The organism is Paenibacillus mesotrionivorans, from assembly GCF_046098205.1.
Lineage (GTDB): Bacteria > Bacillota > Bacilli > Paenibacillales > NBRC-103111 > Paenibacillus_AR > Paenibacillus_AR mesotrionivorans.
The window spans coordinates 35,480-53,904 of sequence record NZ_JBJURJ010000016.1 but is presented as its reverse complement, the minus strand read 5'-3'; the positions used below and the strand labels follow the sequence as shown (position 1 = coordinate 53,904).

The following is an 18,425-nucleotide window of genomic DNA, read 5'->3' as shown; positions in this document are numbered from 1 at the left end:
AAGGTATAATTTTACAGGGCCTCTGCCGCTGCAGTGTCTTTTCCCGGCTGATGGACCAGACTGTACCGCTCCCAGCGCCTGCTTTTCCACCGGTGGATCATAATGACGGCGCGGGTCCATTCATCAGCCGCAATGGCCAGCCATACGCCGGCTACACCCAGGTCCAGGACAAACACCAGGAAATATCCCAGGGACAAGCTCATGCATACCATGGAGAAAATCCCGATCCACAGCGGATATTTGGCGTCTCCGGCAGCACGCAGCGAGTTGATCACCACAATATTCAGCGTCCGGCCCGTCTCCAGCACAATCCCCAGCAGCAGGAGCTGCGCGCCCAGGCGGATCACCTCCGGATCATCGGAAAACAGGCTCATCAGCGGAACGCGGACAAGGACGATCAGCACCAGCATGGCGCAGGTTGCCCCCTCCGCCCACCGCAGGCTGCTCCACACCCGGGAGTAGGCTTGGTCCTGGCGCTCCGCCCCCACCAGCCGCCCGACGATAATCGAGGTCCCCATACCGATGGCAATAGCGAACAGATAGATGAACATGGAGATGTTGGCAGCATACTGTCGGGCGGCCATGGAGGTTTCCCCCAAAAAGGTCACATAAAACAAAAAGGTCATCTGGCAGGCTTGGTACATAATTTGCTCGAAGGCCGACGGAATGCCGATTTTGAGGATCTTCACGATCCGTTCCTTGGTTAGACGGATATAGTCCATCCACTCCGGCTTCACTTCCGTTACCTTATAAAGCAGCCACAGGAAGGTGACTAGCGCCAGAGTCCGGCTGAGCACGGTGGATACCGCCGCGCCTTGAACACCCAGCTCAGGGAAGCCGAGATTCCCGAAAATCAGCGCATAATTCAGGAAAATGTGGACCACGTTCATGCCCAGGGATACCAGCATGGCCTGTTTGGTAAAGCCGTGCACCCGGATGATGGCAGACAAGGAATTGATAATGGCCTGCAGGAAGATGGCGCCGCCCACGATGGACAGATAACTCTGGGCAAAGGTGTAGATCTCACCGGTGAGATTCAGCGTACGCAAGAGCGGGCCGTTGAATAAGAGGAACAAGGCGCTGATGACAATGCCGATCAGGGTGTTCAGGGTCACCGCCAGGGCGGATATCTTCGCTGCCTCACGGGGCTGCCGAGAGCCCAAGAATTGCGATACCACGATGGAGGCGCCGTTGCCGATTACCTCCAGCACCAGAATGGCAATGTGCAGGTAGTTGTTGGCTGCGCCCACACCCGCTACTGCTTGGTCGGATATGGCACTAAGCATGAAGGTATCGGCAATGCCCAGGAGCATAAACAGGGAAATTTCCAAAAAAATCGGCCACGTCAGGCCAAATAAGCGAAACTCCTTGGCGGAGTCCATTTTAATCACCCGTTTCCTTAGGGCGTGTCTGAAAACTCGAGTTTTCAGACACGGCCTAATCTCGCTATCGCAAACACGGGAATCGTATCATTGAAAGCGTTCCGCATACTACAGGAAATTGATCACGGTTTTTAATGGGCTGAACTTATTTTTGAATAGGCAGACCAAAAAAAAGGACAACCGTAAATTGAACGGCTGTCCCGGAATTCCTGTATGTAAGTTACACAAACTTGATGCCCAGCACCTCATATTTCAGGATGCCTACAGGCGCTTCCACACTTACGGTATCTCCTACCTTTTTGCCCAGAAGCTCCTTGCCCATGGGGGATTCGTAGGAAATCTTGTTGGCGGTCACATCCGATTCCGCCGGTCCGACAATGGTATATTCCACATGCTCGGCAAATTCAATATCATTCAAGGTTACCGTTGAACCGATGCTGACTACGGATGTATCGATGGAGGACTCGTCCAGCAGCTTCACGTTGGTGAGCATTTTCTCGAGTACCTTAATCCGGGTTTCCATAAACCCTTGCTCTTCCTTGGCGGAATGATATTCGCTGTTCTCCTTCAAATCCCCGTAGCTGATGGCGACCTTCAGACGTGTGGCCATTTCCCGGCGTTTCACCGTTTTGAGCTCTCTTAGTTCATCCTCAAGCTTTTGCAAGCCCTCTTTCGTCAATAAAATCTCTTCGTCTGCCATTTGCCCATACAGCTCCTTATCCACTTCTCTGATACCCATTCTACCTGATTTCCGGACAATTAAAAAGACCCTCCCCTGAATACAACAGGGGGAAGGTCCTTTCCGTTCAAATTAATCGAAGATTTTCCCCGGGTTCAGAATATTCCGGTTATCCAGGGCAAGCTTAATCTGCTTCATCGCCAATACGGCTGCAGGATCGGCCGCCTTGCGGAAATACGGCTTCTTGGAGAGTCCGATGCCATGTTCACCGGAGGTTAGGCCGCCCAGTTCACGGCTTTTTCCATAGATTCGCGTCATAACTGCATGCAGGTCCCGCTTCCAGACTTCCGTTTCCCGGCCGCCACGCACAACGCACAGATGCACATTGCCATCGCCCGCATGCCCAAAGCTGATCAGCTGCACGCCGCTCTCCTGCTCCACCTGGTTGGCATACGCGATGAATTCAGCCGTCCGGTTGATGGGCACCACAATATCGACGGGCTCCTGCTCGGAGACGGCCTCCACCGCCTTCACCAGGGCACCGCGCACCCGCCACACCTCATCCTGCACCTGCTTCTCCTCGAGGAGAAGGAAGTCCAAGGCGCCGTTCTCCAGCGCCGCCTGCCGGGCCCGCTCCGCACGGGTGCGGACCTCCCCTTCCCCTGCTCCGTCAAAGGAAAGCAGAATATAGGCTCCTGCCTCCGGAAACGGAAAACGCAGGTTCATATACCGTTCGCCCAGCTCCACCACCTTGCGCTCCATAAACTCCATGGCGGTTGGCCCTGTATTCTCATGAATCAGACGGATGACGGCATCAATCCCCGTCTTCAGTGAAGCGAAGGGCACCAGGGCGCCCAGCACATACGCAGGCTTGGGCACCAGCTTCAGTACACACTGGGTGATGATGCCCAATGTTCCTTCGGAGCCGATAAGCAAATGCTTCAAGGACAGCCCGCTGCTGTCCTTCACGACCTTGCCGCCGGTGGTGATCACTTCTCCGTTGGGCAGTACCGCCGTGAGGCCCCGGACATAATCCCGGGTCACCCCATATTTCACCGCCCGCATACCCCCGGCGTTGGTGCTGATGTTGCCCCCGATGGAGGACTCCTTCTCCCCCGGATCGGGCGGGTAAAAGAGCCCCTGCTCCTCCACATGTGCCTGGAGACGGGAGAGCAGCACACCCGGCTCCACTGTAACCGTGAGCGTATCCGGATCCAGCTCCAGAATCCGGTCCATCCGGGATAGATCCAGCACAATTCCGCCCCGGTCGGGGACGGTGGAGCCCACCAGATTGGTGCCTGCGCCGCGGGGCGTTACAGGCACGGAATGGGCATACGCCCACTTCATCACGGCGCTGACCTCCTCCGTGCTGACGGGAAACACAACGGCGTCACACTGGCCCTTCAGCCTCCCCAGATTATCTGTCACATACGCTCCCGGAATGTCCGAGACCAACACCCGGCCAGGGTCGGTAATGATTGTTTGCAGCTCGTGCATACTGTTTTCCTCCTACCTCCGGGTAAACAACCGGGCGAACCAGTCTCCGATGAATTGGGCTCCTTGCACGATCACGATCAGCAGGATAACGGTCGCAAACATCACCCCGGTTTCGTAGCGGTAATAGCCATACTGAATGGCCAGGTCGCCTACACCTCCGCCGCCAACCAGGCCGGCCATGGCCGAGTAGCCGATAAGGCTGATGACGGTGACGGTGGTGGCCCGGATGAGCCCGGGCATGGCCTCCACAAACAGCACCTTGCGCAGAATTAAGCTGAGCTTGGCTCCTGTAGCGATGGCTGCCTCCAGCACACCTTTATCCACCTCGCTGAAGGCCGCTTCCACCAAACGGGCAAAAAAAGCGATGGATGCAAAGGCCAGCGGTACCGACGCCGCTACCGGACCGATGCTGCTGCCGGCAATAACCTTGGTGATGGGGATCAACAGCACCAGCAGAATGACGAAAGGAACCGAACGGATGATATTGACGATAATACCCATGATTGCATTTAATACCCGGTTGGGGAAAAACAGCCGGCTTGAGGTCAGATACAGCACCAGACCAATCAGCAGGCCAAATACCAGCGACGCCGCCATGGCGATGCAGACCATTAAGGCCGTTTCCCCCATGGCGTCCATTAATTCCAGGCGGAGAATATCCCAGGTGGTATTCATCGGCTTGCACCTCCATGTCCGTGGGCGGCAAGCTCCTCAATTTTGAACACCTGGCCCGCTATGTAAGCCTTGGCTTTTGCCGTTTCCTCCGGTGTGCCGCTCAGCTTGATCAAGAGAATCCCCAGCGGTTTGCCGTGGATATACTCAATCTTGCCGTGAAGAATGTCCACCAGCACGTCGAAGTCCTTGGACACCCGGCTGATCACCGGATCATAGGCCCGTTCACCGGTGTAGGTAATCTTCAGCAGCACCTCATCCGGACCGGTCACCAGATTCTCAGGAACCTCAATGTTCAGCACCCGCTCCACCAGTGAGCGTGTCATCGGATGCTGGGGCTCCGTAAATACCTGGTAGGTATCTCCCGTTTCCACAATTTTCCCCTCCGCCATCACCGCAATCCGGTCAAACAGCTTCTTGGCCACATCCATCTCATGGGTAATAAATACGATGGTGATGGGATTCTCCCGGTTGATCCTGCGCAGAATCCGGATAATCTCCTCCGTATTCTCCAGGTCCAGCGCCGACGTCGCTTCGTCGCACAAGAGAATTTCGGGATCGTTGGCCAGCGCACGGGCTATGGCCACCCGTTGCTTCTGTCCGCCGCTGAGATTAGCCGGGTATACCTGGGCCTTATCCGACAGATTCACCTGGGCCAGGAGCTCGGTGACCCGGGTATGGATCTTTTCCTTGGGGCAATTGTTGGCCTTCAAGGCAAAGGCGATATTATGGTATACCGTTGCCCCGCTGATCAGGTTAAAGTGCTGAAAGATCATGCCGATCCTAAGCCTCACCTTGCGCAGCTCCGCTCCCTTAAAGCGGGTAATATTCTGCCCGCCCACGATCACATTCCCGGAGGCGGGAGGCTGCAGCAGGTTAATCACACGGACCAGCGTGCTTTTGCCGGCTCCGCTGGGTCCAACAATGCCGAAGATTTCACCCTTGGCGATGGATAAGGAGGCATTTTCCACGGCGTTTAATTTCCGGCCCTTCTGCTTAAACACCACATTGATATTGTCCAGTACGATCAATTGCCGACACCCTTTCTTAAGAAGAAAGACTCAACTGTTCCGGTTGTCCGGTCACTTTTCGGTACGGCTCAAGGGAGTGGCTTCCACGAAGCTCCTGCTTCCGGCGGCCACTCCCTTGGACGTGCTGCACTGCAGCTTATTTGCCGTATTTGGCGGTATACCATTCCGGCTTGTCGAAGGCCTTGAAGATTCCGTTGGCATCCTCAATGGCCTTATGGAATTCCTCGGATTCCACGGCAGCCTTCAGATCCTTGCCCAACTGGCCGGTGATATCCGGGGTACGCACCGCTACCACGTTTTTGTAGTCCTCGGTCAGCTTCTCTACCGCAAGGGCCTTGGAGAAGTCCAGCTTGGCGGCGATGGCGAAGTTGCCGGGAATGAGCCCTACTGCCACACTGTCCAGGCTTCGGGAAATCTGTGCCGCATCCATGGTCACGAATTCCAGCTTGCGGGGATTGCTGGAGATATCATGTACAGTCGCTTTGGTGGCATCCACATCCGCCTTCAGATCGATCAGCTCCAGAGACTTCAGGAAACGTAAGGAGCGGGCCAGGTTGGAGGCGTCCACAGCGATGGCGACCTTGGAGCCGTCAGGGATTTCCTTCAGGCTTTTCACCTTGTTGGAGAATACCCCCATCCCGGCTGTAGGGACCGAAATCACCTTGCCGATATCCAGCTTGTTATCGGCTGCAAACTTGGTCAGATACACCGTATGCTGCATCAGGTTGGCGTCGATTTCCTTGCTGCCCAATGCCTGGTCAGGCTGGACATAATCGCTGAATTGAACCACTTCGATCTTGTAGCCCAGCTTCTCCATGTACGGGGCAATGGCCACCTTGATCATGTCGCCATAGGGCCCGGGGGATACGCCGATCTTTATATTTTTGTTGGCGGCAGGAGATGCTCCGGCTCCCGCAGAGGCTGCGGCATTGCCGGGTTCATCCTTTCCCCCGCATGCCGTCAGCAGCAGCCCGAACACGGATATCGCCAAAGCCAGAATCAGCCACCTGTTAGTCTTTTTCACCATGATGCTCTCTCCCTTATCTCTTTTTTGAAGTGGTCTAATAAGTGCATGTTTCTACTCTTAAATTCATACCTTATTAGTCGGTTTAATGTTTTAAAGTATAGTGGTCACCTTGTACCTTGTCAATCTTTTTTCTGAAAATAAAAAATCCCTCACGCGCGTTTTCCGCAGCATGAGGGAAGCTCAGCAGTGACTGGAACTTCGGGGATTAAGCCAGCCCCTAATGGCTTTTTATTACATGGGCCCATTTCGCCAATATTGCTTCGATATCCATCCGTCTGACGGGTTTACATATATAATCGTCCATTCCGGCCTCCAGGCAGATGGCCCTGTCCTCCCGGCGGGCGAAGGCGGTGATGGCAATAAATGTGGGAAGACTCCAGGGCAGCATCTCCCGTTTGATCAATGAAACCACCTCCAGACCGTCCATACGGGGCATCTGGATATCCAGGAGCACGATGTCATAAGGTGACTGGCGAATCCGCTGCAGCGCCTCCATCCCGTCCTCAGCCCAATCCGGATAATATCCCAGCCGTCCGAGGATGATCTTGAGAAGCATCCGGTTGGCCTCGTTATCCTCTGCCACCAGAATGCGCATGGGACCGTACAGTCCCTCCACCGGAACGGCAGGCTCCCGCCGCTCCGGCTTGGGCTCCGGACCAGCCGCAGGCCCCTCCAGAAAATCAAGCGGCAGTGTAAAGTGAAACACCGAACCCTTGCCTTCATCGCTTTCGACGCCGATGTATCCCCCCATCAGCTCCACCAGCTTCTTGCTGATGGCTAACCCCAGACCTGTCCCGCCGTATTTGCGGTTAATGGAGGGGTGCAGCTGGGAGAAGGAATGGAACAGCTGGTGCTGACGGTCCAGGGGAATGCCGATGCCCGTGTCCCGGACACGGAACTCAAGGAAGGCTTTGTCCTGATCCGTATGCATCAGCTCCACAGAGATACTAACGAAGCCGGAGTCCGTGAATTTTACTGCATTCCCCACCAAATTAATCAGAATTTGCCTTAGTCTTCCCTCATCCCCCGCCAATAGCTCGGGAATGGCCGGGTCAACTTCGGTGGATATCGTCAGGTTCTTGGATTCTCCCCGTTGCTGGAACAGATCCGCCACATCCGACAGAATCATAGAGACGGACATAGGTCCTGTATGGATGTCCAGCTTGCCTGCCTCCATTTTGCTGAAATCCAGAATTTCATTGACGATCTTAAGAAGGGAATGGCCGCTCCCGACAATGACGTCCACCAGCTCACGCTGCTCCTGCTGAAGGGACATCTCCGCCAGCAGCTCCGCCATCCCGATAATGCCGTTCATGGGCGTCCGCAGCTCATGACTCATAATGGCGAGAAACTCCGACTTCGCCTGGTCGGCCCGCTCAGCGGATTCCTTGGCCCGGATAATTTCCTGCTCCTCCGTCAAATCCCGGAAGACCACCACGACACCCCGGGCATGCTCCCGGTCCAAGGGGCTAACCTGATAGCTGGCGAAAAAGCTGGTGCCATCCCTCCGCCAAAAAATTCCTTCCTGGTTGCGTCTGGGAATGCCGTCCCGGAGTGCCCGGTCAATGGGAGTGTGGCCTTCCGGGAAAACGGATCCGTCGGGACCATGAACATTGAGCAGCGAGATCTGGCGCAGCGCCTCCTTCTCCTCGCCATGGTCGAAGCCGAATATTTTGGCCCCTGCAGGATTGATGAAGGTCATATTCCCGTTGGCGTCGAGACCGGCAATCCCTTCCGAAACCGCATTAAGCAACAGAGTCCGTTCGTCATTCAGCTTTTCAATCTGCTCCACATACCGCTTCTGCTCCGTAATGTCATTGGCAATGCCGTATACGCCGGCGACCTTGTCATCCACAATAATCGGCAGCAGGGTCAGGCTTAAATCGATCCAGCTGCCATTTTTATGCAGGATGGCGCATTCCGTGGTACAAGCGTTCCCTTCCCTTACCCGGATAAACTGTTTTTTGATCCGGTTGATCTCGCGGGGATGGATAATTTTGAGGAAGGAATGATCTTGAATATCGCTGACGGACCAGCCGGTCAGGGATTCCACATGGGGGTTGGCAGTCAGCATCCGCCCCGTCAAATCCATTTGGAACACACAAAAAGGATTATACTCAAATAATGACCGGTAACGCTGCTCGCTTTCCCGGAGCATACGCTCCATTTCCACCTTGCCGGTAATGTCTTGGGCGTAGCCGATGCAGCGGTGGGGCTTGCCGTCATCCTGCCACGTCATTTCCCATTGGACATGAATGACACGCATCTCATGGGCCGGCAGGAAAATGCGGTATGTGATTTCCCTCGGCACACCGGTTTCCGCTGTTTCACGCATACAATCCCGGAGACGCTCGCGATCCTCGGGATGCAAGACGGAGTACAAATGCTCCAGCGTTTCATCCTCCACCCGTTCTACCGCGTAGCCGAATATTCTGCGGGCTTCCTCGGAGAAATACAGCTTGCCCTCGGCAATATGCCAGTCCCACGATCCGATGTGGGCGATACGCTGGGCTTCGGCGAGGATATGCTCCACATTCTTGCGGCCGGTAATATCCCTCCCCATACCCAGCATAAGCTCCACATTGCCGCGTTCATCGAACATGTACTGGAAGGAAATTTCGAACCAAAGGTAATTGCCTTGCTTGTGGCGCAGACGGCGCTGCTTCACATCCCCGCCGGCATAGAACTCCTCCGGGGTTACATCCTTGAATTCATCCGGATGATAAAATTCGAACCGGCTTCTGCCGATCATTTCCTCCTGTCCATAACCCAGCAGCTCCTTGCAGGAGGGGGATATGTAGGTCAGGATTCCATCAGGAGTGGTAAAGGAAATCATGTCATGCTTGCTGTTGGTCATCAGCTGAGCCAATGCTTCGTTATTCTGGTTATTTTTGCGCTTCTCCCGTTCGAGGGTGACATCCCTCATCATAAAAAGCACTGCTTTTTCCTTCACTAGCGCGGACAATGCCCTCACCTGAATCCAAACGGGCTGCCCGTTTTTATGTATAAACTGCAGCTCTCCCCAATCCTCCTGCGGAAATGGGGCGCTGTTCTGTAACGCATTCAACCGCTCCGGCGTAAACATGCCCTGGTCGGCAGGGGCCAGCAAATCAACGGCGCGGCAGAGCTTCAGCTCTTCGCTGGAGTACCCAAGCATGGACAGCAGTGCCGGGTTGGCATCCATTAGCCTGCCGTTCACTGCAGAATATATCGAGATCCCTACGGGAACCTGCTCCCAAATCGCTTCCAGCATCGGTAAACGTTCCTCTGGGGGATAACCCATCGTATCTTCCTCCTGGCGGTTTCCCGCCTACGGCATGTATGTCTATTACTCTATTATAATAATTTCAATATAAAAGAACAGGTGAAATGATAAGAAAAAGCCCCGGATTGGGGCTTTTGTCTGCATATTGCGTTAGTATTCCGTCCGCTTCTGCGAAGAGCCGCGGACGATCAGCTTGGGGGCAAGCAGCTGCGGGGGAATGGGTTTGGTCGGGTCACCCATTTTTTCCAGGAGCAGATGGGCGGCTCTGACCCCGATCTCGAAGGTGTCGATATCCAGGCAGGTTAAGGCCGGTGTTGTATAGGGCGCAATGGGATAATCGTCGAAGGTGACCAGCCCAAAGTCCCGGGGTACGGCGATATCCGCTTCCTGCAGCGCCTTCAACGCGCCGAAGGCCACCAGATTGTTGATGCAGACCGCCGCATCTGGCGGCTCGGGAAGAGCCAACAGCGACTGCATCATGCTGTAGCCGCCGTTCTCATCGCTGGGTCCCGGCAGGCAATAGGGAAAAGGATCATCCCCGCCTGGGATCACCCGTTTATATCCTCTTAACCGGCTTTGGGCCAGAGGCTCGCCGAAGTCCCCTCCGATAAACCCGATCTTGCCGTAGCCTTGCTCCAGCAGATGTCGTGCCGCCATCTCTCCGCCTGTTTCGTTGTCCCCGTCCGTCCAGGCGATCACGCCCTCAGCAACGGGTTTCCCGATAACGGCATAGGGAAAGCCCAACCGCTCCAGCTCGTCGATGAGGGACTGCTCTGCGGTCAGCGTATGCAGGATCAGCCCGTCCATCCGGTTGTTGTAGACAAACCGCCGCAGGAGATCCATCCGGGTGTAGCTCCCCAGGCTGCGGATATTGGAGATGGCCAGGTCGTATTGATGGAGCCCCATCACACTCTCCACCCCGCCGATGATGCTGTAGAAGAACGGATTCAGGAAATCATCCTTACGGTCTATGTCAATCACCAGCCCCACCATAAGCGAAGCCCGCTTGGCCAGCTGGGTAGCCGCGCTGTCAGGGGTGAAATTCATGTCCTTCATAATCTGCAGGACCTTATTGCGGGTGGCCTCCGAGATGGTCGGTGAATTGTTTATGACCTTGGAAACTGTGGATTTGGCCACATTGGCGGCTTTGGCGATTTCGTTGATTGTAATCTTCATGAAACTGCTCACACTCCGTTTTTGAAGCTGCGTCTAAAGGCAGTACCGTTTTCATTATAAACATATTTCCCGCAAAACGGACAGTGTTTGACGAATCGCCGTTATAAATATTTTTGGGGGGGAGGATTGTATTGGAACATGAACTGTGCTATTCTGAAAGCGATTTAGGAAACCGGTTTCCTTATCTGAATCACATTGCGCTTATCACGTTAATGGGGGGAATTCCATGTTTAAAAAAACGGTTGGCGTTATTCTTTCGGCTGGTTTGGTGATGGCTCCGATTACAGCTTGCAGCTCTAATTCCGATTCCGCTTCTTCCCCGGCCGCATCCGGGGCCGCTTCACCCGCTTCCTCAGCCTCAACTGCCCCAAGCACCAGCAGCACTGCCGGTGCAGAGCTTCAGCCAGAGAAGGGCGCCGTCCTCACCCTGTGGGAAGACAAGGAGGCCAAACAATGGGCCACCGAGGTAGCCGCTGCCTTCAAGGCCAAGTATAACGTCGAGGTGAAGATCGAGGAGGTCCCGGCCCCAGACCAGGCAGGGCGCCTGACAACGGACGGACCGGCGGGAACCGGCGGCGATGTGGTGCTGTTTCCCCAGGATAAGCTGGGGGATGCGGCTTCTGCCGGATTGCTCCTCCCCAATGATGTATTCGCCAAGGATGTAACGGCCCGCTCCCAGAAAAACGCCATTGAGGCGTCCACCTACAAGGGCACCTTGTACGGATACCCCAAGTCGGTGGAAACCTACGCCTTGTTTTACAATAAGGACCTGGTTCCGAATCCGCCGAAAACCTGGGACGAGGTCATCGCCTTCGCCAAAATCTTCAACGACGAAAAAGCCCGGAAATACGCCATCATGTGGGAGGTCAAAACCCTTTATTACGACTATGCCTTTATGGCTCCGTACGGCGCTTACGTATTCGGCGGCAAGGGCACGGATTCCAACGATATCGGCCTGAACAACAGCGGAGCTGTCAAGGGCCTGACCTTTATGCAGTCGCTCCGGAGCATTCTTCCGCCCAAGGTCGCCGACCTGACCTTCGACATCAAAACCCAGCTGTTCGCCGACGGCAAGCTGGCCATGAATATCGACGGCCCCTGGTCCATCGGCAGCTTCAAGGATAAGATCAATTTGGGCGTAGCCCCCCTGCCTGATCTGCCGGAAGGCAAAAAGTCGGTTTCCTTCTCCGGCGTCCGGTCCTATTACGTGAATACGTACACCAAGTATCCGAAAGCGGCCCGGCTGTTGGCCAACTTCCTGACCTCCAAGGAGAACCAGCTGAGCTGCTATCAGAAGACGGGGATATTGCCTGCCAACCAAGAGGTTGCCAATGATTCTGCGGTCAAAGCGGATGCCTTGTCCAGTGCCTTCCTGACGCAATTCGCCAGCTCGGAGATTATGCCCTCCATTCCGGCCATGGCCAGTGTCTGGGCTCCTATGGAAGGTGCCGTCACCTCCATATGGGATACCAACGCGGATGTGAAATCCACCTTGGACTCTGCTGCCAAAACCATCAAGGAGCAGATCACCAGCGGCAAGAAGTAGGCTTGCACCGCATCGTGGAGTGCGGAATCATCCAACTCTGTGATTCCGCACCTCCTATCGAAAGGATGACTCGTTGTGCCGACCAAACATTCGCTGCGCGCTGCAGCCTTATCCGTTGTTTGTATGGGTTTGGGACAGTTTTATAACCGCCAGGTTGCTAAAGGACTCCTTTTTCTCCTGCTGGGCGTCAGCAGCATAGCGGCCTTCGCACTTTATTTGCTCCCGGGACTGCAGGGACTCATTACCCTGGGCACCACACCGCGCGGACTCATGATGGTAGATGGCATGTATCAGGCTGTGGACGGCGACCATTCCATCTATCTGTTGGTAGAAGGGCTGATCTGCCTTCTGGTGGCTGTTCTGCTGATTGCAGGATACGCCCTCAACATCCGGGATGCCCGGTTGAACGGGAAGCTGCGGGACCAAGGCAAAACCACCGAAACCTTCCGCTCTACCCTGTACCACCTGAATGAGCGGCATTTTCCATATCTGATTCTGTTTTTGCCGGGTGTGGCCATTCTGTTTTTAACCATTCTGCCCCTGTTGTTCAGCATTCTGGTAGCCTTCACCGATTTCGCCGCCCCCAATTTGCCTCCAGCTCATCTGATCAATTGGAACGGATTGCAAACCTTCGGTGATCTGCTGACACTGCGCACCTGGAGCCGCACCTTTTACGGCGTATTCATCTGGACCTGCGTATGGGCAATATTATCCACCGTGACAACCTACGCGGGAGGCATCTTCGTGGCGGTGCTGATTGAACAGAAGGGTGTGCGTTTCCGCAAATTCTGGCGCACTATCCTGGTCATCCCCTTTGCCATTCCCAATCTGGTGTCGCTTTTGGTCTTCCGGAATATGTTCAACGGCGAATTCGGTCCGATCAACCAGTTTCTTGGCTACCTGGGCATTGATAAGATCCCCTGGCTCACCGATCCCGTTTGGGCCAAAATCACCGTACTCCTGGTAAACGCCTGGCTGGGCATTCCGGTAATCATGATCCTGGTTTCCGGCATTCTCACCACCATTCCCCGGGATTTGTATGAATCGGCGGAAATAGACGGGGCTTCTCCCTTCAAAAGCTTCCGCATGATCACCCTGCCGCTTGTCTATTTCTCCACAGCCCCGGTGCTGATCATGCAGTTTGCCGCTAACCTGAATAATTTCAACGTCATCTATCTGCTTACGGACGGCAATCCGGTGAACCCCAAGTACCAATACGCGGGCTCCACCGACCTCCTGGTCACGTGGCTGTATAAGCTGACGCTGAACAACCAGCAGTACAATTTCTCTTCCGCCATCGGTATTATCATCTTCGTGATCGTTGCCGGCTTGTCCATCTTCAACTTCCGCCGCTCCAGGTCCTACAAAGAGGAGGATATGGTGCAATGAAGCTGCGGCTGACCCTTACCTATCTGATTCTGATCCTGCTTGCCGTGTGCTCGGTCCTGCCGGCACTATGGATTGTTATGTCCTCCTTTAAGGAAGGCAACAGCTTGTACAGCGAAACCTTCCTGCCCCGGCAGTTTACCCTGGAGCATTACCGGTACATGCTGGCCGGTGATAAATATCCGTACGTCAGCTGGTTCGCAAATACCCTGAAGGTGGCTGTTTCCTCCACGGTGCTGGGCACCTTTCTGACGCTGCTGGGCTCTTACGCCATGTCCCGTTTCCAGTTTAAGGGACGTAAAACCGGGCTGACTCTGCTGCTGGTTGTCAATATGTTCCCGAGCTTCATGTCCATGGTGGCCATCTACATTCTGCTGGCGCAGCTCAACCTGATGAACAGCCACTGGGCGCTGGTGCTGGTGTACAGTTCCGGCTCCTTCGCAGGCAATGTATTTGTGGCCAAGGGCTTCTATGACACGATTCCGAAAAGTCTGGAGGAAGCCGCCCGCATCGACGGGGCATCCCACTGGACGGTATTCGGGCGGATCATGCTCCCCCTCCTGCGTCCTATGCTTACCTATGTAAGCCTAATGATTTTTACAGGAGCATGGATCGATTTTATCTTCGCCAAGCTGATTCTCCGATCGTCGGAGAAGTATACCCTCGCCGTAGGGCTGTATGACATGGTCAGCCGCCAGAACTCCACGGAATTCACCAGCTTCGCTGCCGGAGCCGTGATGGTGGCCGTACCGATTTTAATTTTATTCATTTGGCTGCAGCGTTTTTTGGTTGCTGGCCTTACACAAGGTGCCAATAAGGGGTGATCACAATGCGGCTGGACTCCATCTTTCATACGTGCGATGCACCCTTTGCATTTGCCGTCAGTCTGCATGAATGGAAAGTAAGAATACGCTGCGCCAAAGGAGATGCGCAACGGGTATCCGTAGTGCATGCGGACCGCTATGCCGATCCGGGACGGGAAACCCCCATCCGGCTGGAGCAGGTTTTGTCCACCGGTCTTCACGATTATTACGAAGGAATCATTCCAACGCCAACCCGCCGTATCCGATACAGCTTTCTGCTGGAGAACAGCCAGGGAGAACGGGTGTGGTACGGGGAAAACGGCGCATCCGTCGAGCGCAAACATACCAATGTTTTCCATTGTCCCATTATTACTCCCTCCCAGGTACATAATCTGCCGGAGTGGGCGGCATCGGCCGTGGTATACCAGATTTTCCCCGAGCGCTTCCATAATGGGGACCCCATGAATGATCCGGAAGAAGCCCTGAATTGGACAGACGAAAGCTGCCCGGCTTGGGATTCCTTCTGGGGCGGAGATTTGCAGGGTGTCCTCGAGAAGCTGCCTTATCTGCAGGATTTGGGGATTACCTGCGTCTACCTGACGCCTATATTCCTCTCCCCCACCAATCACAAATATGATACGGTGGATTATTACACCATTGATCCCCATTTCGGTGATGAGGCGTTATTCCGCCGGTTAGTCGAGGAAGCGCACCGTTTGGGTATACGAGTGATGCTGGATGCCGTCTTTAATCATTCCAGCGACCGTTTCTTCGCCTTTCAGGATGTGCTGAAGAACGGGGAGGCTTCCCCCTACAAGGACTGGTTCTATATCCACGAGTACCCTGTGGTTCAAGAGCCCGTCGCCTGCTATGAAACCTTCGCCAGCAACCTGCCCTTTATGCCCCGGCTGAACCTGGAGCATCCCGAGGTCCAGCAATATATGCTGCAGGTGACAGCATATTGGATGGACCAGGCCCAGATAGACGGCTGGCGGCTGGATGTGGCTAATGAGGTGCCGCCTTCCTTCTGGCGGATGTTCCGGCAGCTGGTCAAGTCCAAAAATCCGGAGGCGCTGATTATCGGCGAGGTCATGCACGACGCCCTGCCGTGGCTCCGCGGCGACCAGTTCGACGGGACGATGAACTATCCCCTGCGGGATGTGCTGCTGGAGTTTTTTGCCCGGCAAACCATTGGCGCAGCAGCTTTTGTGGAGCAGATTTCCAACCTGTATATCCGCGGCACCGACAGCTCCGCTCTGGCGATGCTGAATTTGCTGGACTCCCATGATACGGAGCGGTTCCTCACCTCCTGCCGCAAGGGCGGCTGGGGCTGGCAGCCGGGGGGTGAAGCAGAGAACAGGCTGAAGCTTGCTGTGCTGTTCCTCATGACCTATCCCGGCATTCCGATGATTTATTACGGCGCGGAAATCGGCATGGAGGGCGAAACCGATCCGGGCTGCCGCAAGCCTATGGTGTGGGAGACGGCCGGCCAGAACCTGCCGCTACGACAATATGTTCAGCAGCTGACGGGACTGCGCCGGGAACGGACCGAGCTGCAAGCCGGCTCCTTTACCGTGTGGGTGGCGGATGAGTCGCAAAATCAAGCCGGGTTTATCCGGCGGAGCGGCGACGGGGAAATAGCTGTTCTGCTGCATAACAATCCCTGCGAGGCGGAGCTCGAGCTTCAGCTCCCCCCCTCCTTCCAGGGGCGCCGTATCCGGGATCTGCTAACCGGACAAACCTGGGAGGCGGCGGCTTCCATCCAGCTGCAGCTGGCTCCGTACAGCGGCTATCTCTTTGTTGCGGAGACTCCGGCTGGCGTCTAACGGCGGCCAAAGACCTTATTTAGCTAAATTATAGCCTCTTCACATTCTAACGGCGGCAGGAGACCTTATTTGGCCAAAACCGGAGTTTGTTCCCTCCTTTTGCCCCCAATAGCGTCTCTCACCGCCGTTAGGCTGCGAAGCGGTAATCTAGCTCAATTTCCTTCCCCTTTGATGTACCCCTTACCTGCCACAATAACCATGATTTGCGGAATTCCTGCCTGGTGAATAGCCGATTACACCATTCGCTTCCAGGTGTATACATCCAACGTGCGCGTTTTTTTCTGTTTGAATTATGCGGGACATGACAAAGTCCGAATTGAATTTGGTAATTCTTTTGCCCGTCTCTTTATCGAATCGATAGAGTTCCATTGATTTCCTCACTGGGGTTGTCGGATGTAAACCCTATTTTCCATTAAAAATATCAAGTTTTCTACCAATCGCACAAGAATTTTTTAGAGAAATAGAATAAATATGGAGGAGAAATAATCTGCATAAAAAACGGGGTGAGTTCATCCATGGCCATTCAATTACAAAACAAACTGTTAAATTGGAGCTTCGAATCAGGGCTTTCCTCGTGGTTTGGTGTTAACACGGTTATAAGTGCAAGGTCCAAGGAAGGGTTCAGCAGCGTGGAAATGATAGGCGGACAGGCAGCGACCTCTTTGCAACAATTGATAACTGCCGCTCCAGGTGAAGGATTGTTTATATCGGCTTCACTAGCGCGAAATCAGGCCGGACAGAGTCCCTTGGTTGCGATCTCCATTAATTTTTTCAACAACTCCGTTCAGTATCTGGGTACTGGTTTAACATTGCTTGTACGACCTAACTTTTTCACAAGCTTAGAGTGGCATACTTTCGAGGGCGTGACAACCATTGCTCCCCCCACTACCGCTTATGCCCAGCTATCCTTTAGTCTGGTGCAGATGGTGCCAGCCTGTAACATTCTGGTGGATGAGGTCATTGTGATGCAGGCACAGGATTTGAATGGAGGCAGCGGAGCAACGGGACCCACTGGAGCAACCGGGGCTACAGGAATAACTGGCCTTCCGGGCGTTTCTGGCAGTACAGGTGTTACGGGTCCTACTGGAGCTCCAGGCTCAACTGGGGTTACTGGGGTTACTGGGGCTACTGGGGTTACAGGCTCCACCGGACAGACGGGGGCTACAGGCATTGTCGGCAATATTGGGCCAACTGGCGCTACAGGGCCTACAGGAGCACCTTTTACACCGAACAACCGTATTTATGTTGCCAATATGGACAGCGATAATGTGACGGTGATAAACGGTTTGACCAATGCTGTGATTACTACCATTGCTGTAGGTGTACGCCCTTTAGGCGTGGGAATAAATCATTTAACCAATCGGGTTTATGTGGCAAACTCCGGCTCAGATAATGTTTCGGTGATTGACGGCTACTCCAATTCAGTAGTTGCGACAATTCCCGTCGGAAGCCGGCCATATGAAGCAGAGGTTAATCCCTTCACCAACCGGATTTATGTATCGAATAACAACAACAATACCGTTTCCGTGATCGACGGCTCTAATAATACCGTAATTGCAACGCTTACTGGCTTTGAGGCGCCGTTTGCCGTTGGAGTGAACACATCGACGAACAGCATCTATGTGACAAACCATTTTTTAGAGGTTGTAAGTGTAATTGATGGCATTACCAATACGGTCATCGCAACTATTCCCGTTGGTGATAATCCGGTAGGTTTAGAAGTGAACTCGGCTTCCAATAAAGTTTATGTAGCAAATTCGATCAGCAGCAATGTATATATCATTAACAGTTTAACAAACACCGTTGATAATATAGTTCCCGTTAACGGTGTAATAAGCTTAGGCGTAAATCCCTTAACCAATCGGGTTTATGCAGCAGGCACCAACAATATCGCGGTAATTGACGGGGTAACCGACACAGTGCTGACAGTAATACCACTCACTCTTTTTTCACCAGGAAACGAAGGAGTCGGAGTTAATCCGTCTACAAATTCCATTTATGCGTCCAATCAATTTGCGGATGCCGTATTGATTTTCAGCGGGTCAACGAATACGCAAATTTCATCCATCATGGTTGGGGATTCCCCTCAAGGAATAGGGGTTCTGCCATGAGGACATAGAACAAACCGCCTTCTG

General features: G+C 54.1%; 13 protein-coding genes. 5 read left to right on the top strand and 8 right to left on the bottom strand.

Features of this window, described 5'->3' with window-relative positions; genetic code table 11:
* Window positions 1–11 precede the first annotated feature (11 nt).
* From ACI1P1_RS22195 to ACI1P1_RS22160, 8 genes are all read right to left on the bottom strand, one after another.
* Window positions 12–1,382 (bottom strand): MATE family efflux transporter, encoded by a 1,371-nt coding sequence (locus ACI1P1_RS22195; protein WP_416218634.1) that lies wholly within the window; start codon window positions 1,380–1,382, stop codon window positions 12–14.
* A gap of 220 nt (window positions 1,383–1,602) precedes the next feature.
* Complete coding sequence (greA, locus tag ACI1P1_RS22190) at window positions 1,603–2,082, bottom strand: transcription elongation factor GreA (protein WP_416218765.1); 480 nt, start codon at window positions 2,080–2,082, stop codon at window positions 1,603–1,605.
* A gap of 111 nt (window positions 2,083–2,193) precedes the next feature.
* Window positions 2,194–3,558 carry an FAD-binding oxidoreductase gene (locus ACI1P1_RS22185; protein ID WP_416218633.1) on the bottom strand — a complete coding sequence of 455 codons (1,365 nt, stop codon included), beginning with the start codon at window positions 3,556–3,558 and terminating at the stop codon, window positions 2,194–2,196.
* A 12-nt stretch (window positions 3,559–3,570) separates the two neighbouring features.
* Window positions 3,571–4,233 carry a methionine ABC transporter permease gene (locus ACI1P1_RS22180; RefSeq protein WP_416218632.1) on the bottom strand — a complete coding sequence of 221 codons (663 nt, stop codon included), beginning with the start codon at window positions 4,231–4,233 and terminating at the stop codon, window positions 3,571–3,573.
* Window positions 4,230–5,261 (bottom strand): methionine ABC transporter ATP-binding protein, encoded by a 1,032-nt coding sequence (locus ACI1P1_RS22175; protein ID WP_416218631.1) that lies wholly within the window; start codon window positions 5,259–5,261, stop codon window positions 4,230–4,232. Before ACI1P1_RS22175 ends, ACI1P1_RS22180 begins: the two co-directional genes overlap by 4 nt.
* Before the next feature lie 136 nt (window positions 5,262–5,397).
* Window positions 5,398–6,288, bottom strand: a complete 891-nt coding sequence (locus ACI1P1_RS22170) for a MetQ/NlpA family ABC transporter substrate-binding protein (RefSeq protein WP_416218630.1) — start codon at window positions 6,286–6,288, stop codon at window positions 5,398–5,400.
* 217 nt (window positions 6,289–6,505) lie between these two features.
* The gene (locus ACI1P1_RS22165; RefSeq protein WP_416218629.1) at window positions 6,506–9,571 is read right to left on the bottom strand and encodes a PAS domain S-box protein; all 3,066 of its coding nucleotides are present in this window, start codon (window positions 9,569–9,571) and stop codon (window positions 6,506–6,508) included.
* A gap of 132 nt (window positions 9,572–9,703) precedes the next feature.
* Window positions 9,704–10,729, bottom strand: a complete 1,026-nt coding sequence (locus tag ACI1P1_RS22160) for a LacI family DNA-binding transcriptional regulator (protein ID WP_416218628.1) — start codon at window positions 10,727–10,729, stop codon at window positions 9,704–9,706.
* Between the two features lie 226 nt (window positions 10,730–10,955).
* On the opposite strand from ACI1P1_RS22160, the gene ACI1P1_RS22155 reads away from it, so the two are divergent.
* The 5 genes from ACI1P1_RS22155 (at window position 10,956) to ACI1P1_RS22135 (ending at window position 18,401) form a co-directional block, all read left to right on the top strand.
* A complete protein-coding gene (locus ACI1P1_RS22155; RefSeq protein ID WP_416218627.1) occupies window positions 10,956–12,275 on the top strand; it encodes a sugar ABC transporter substrate-binding protein in 1,320 nt (439 codons plus the stop codon).
* Between the two features lie 123 nt (window positions 12,276–12,398).
* A complete protein-coding gene (locus ACI1P1_RS22150; protein ID WP_416218764.1) occupies window positions 12,399–13,664 on the top strand; it encodes a carbohydrate ABC transporter permease in 1,266 nt (421 codons plus the stop codon).
* Window positions 13,661–14,485 carry a sugar ABC transporter permease gene (locus tag ACI1P1_RS22145; RefSeq protein WP_416218626.1) on the top strand — a complete coding sequence of 275 codons (825 nt, stop codon included), beginning with the start codon at window positions 13,661–13,663 and terminating at the stop codon, window positions 14,483–14,485. Before ACI1P1_RS22150 ends, ACI1P1_RS22145 begins: the two co-directional genes overlap by 4 nt.
* A 5-nt stretch (window positions 14,486–14,490) precedes the next feature.
* Window positions 14,491–16,290, top strand: a complete 1,800-nt coding sequence (locus ACI1P1_RS22140) for a glycoside hydrolase family 13 protein (protein ID WP_416218763.1) — start codon at window positions 14,491–14,493, stop codon at window positions 16,288–16,290.
* Between the two features lie 515 nt (window positions 16,291–16,805).
* A complete protein-coding gene (locus ACI1P1_RS22135; RefSeq protein WP_416218625.1) occupies window positions 16,806–18,401 on the top strand; it encodes an NTTRR-F1 domain in 1,596 nt (531 codons plus the stop codon).
* Window positions 18,402–18,425 lie beyond the last annotated feature (24 nt).

Coding starts and splice junctions, on each gene's coding strand:
- ACI1P1_RS22195 (WP_416218634.1), bottom strand. CDS start 1,382: ATGGACTCCGCCAAGGAGTTTCGCTTATTTGGCCTGACGTGGCCGATT.
- greA (WP_416218765.1), bottom strand. CDS start 2,082: ATGGCAGACGAAGAGATTTTATTGACGAAAGAGGGCTTGCAAAAGCTT.
- ACI1P1_RS22185 (WP_416218633.1), bottom strand. CDS start 3,558: ATGCACGAGCTGCAAACAATCATTACCGACCCTGGCCGGGTGTTGGTC.
- ACI1P1_RS22180 (WP_416218632.1), bottom strand. CDS start 4,233: ATGAATACCACCTGGGATATTCTCCGCCTGGAATTAATGGACGCCATG.
- ACI1P1_RS22170 (WP_416218630.1), bottom strand. CDS start 6,288: ATGGTGAAAAAGACTAACAGGTGGCTGATTCTGGCTTTGGCGATATCC.
- ACI1P1_RS22165 (WP_416218629.1), bottom strand. CDS start 9,571: ATGGGTTATCCCCCAGAGGAACGTTTACCGATGCTGGAAGCGATTTGG.
- ACI1P1_RS22160 (WP_416218628.1), bottom strand. CDS start 10,729: ATGAAGATTACAATCAACGAAATCGCCAAAGCCGCCAATGTGGCCAAA.
- ACI1P1_RS22155 (WP_416218627.1), top strand. CDS start 10,956: ATGTTTAAAAAAACGGTTGGCGTTATTCTTTCGGCTGGTTTGGTGATG.
- ACI1P1_RS22150 (WP_416218764.1), top strand. CDS start 12,399: ATGGGTTTGGGACAGTTTTATAACCGCCAGGTTGCTAAAGGACTCCTT.
- ACI1P1_RS22145 (WP_416218626.1), top strand. CDS start 13,661: ATGAAGCTGCGGCTGACCCTTACCTATCTGATTCTGATCCTGCTTGCC.
- ACI1P1_RS22140 (WP_416218763.1), top strand. CDS start 14,491: ATGCGGCTGGACTCCATCTTTCATACGTGCGATGCACCCTTTGCATTT.
- ACI1P1_RS22135 (WP_416218625.1), top strand. CDS start 16,806: ATGGCCATTCAATTACAAAACAAACTGTTAAATTGGAGCTTCGAATCA.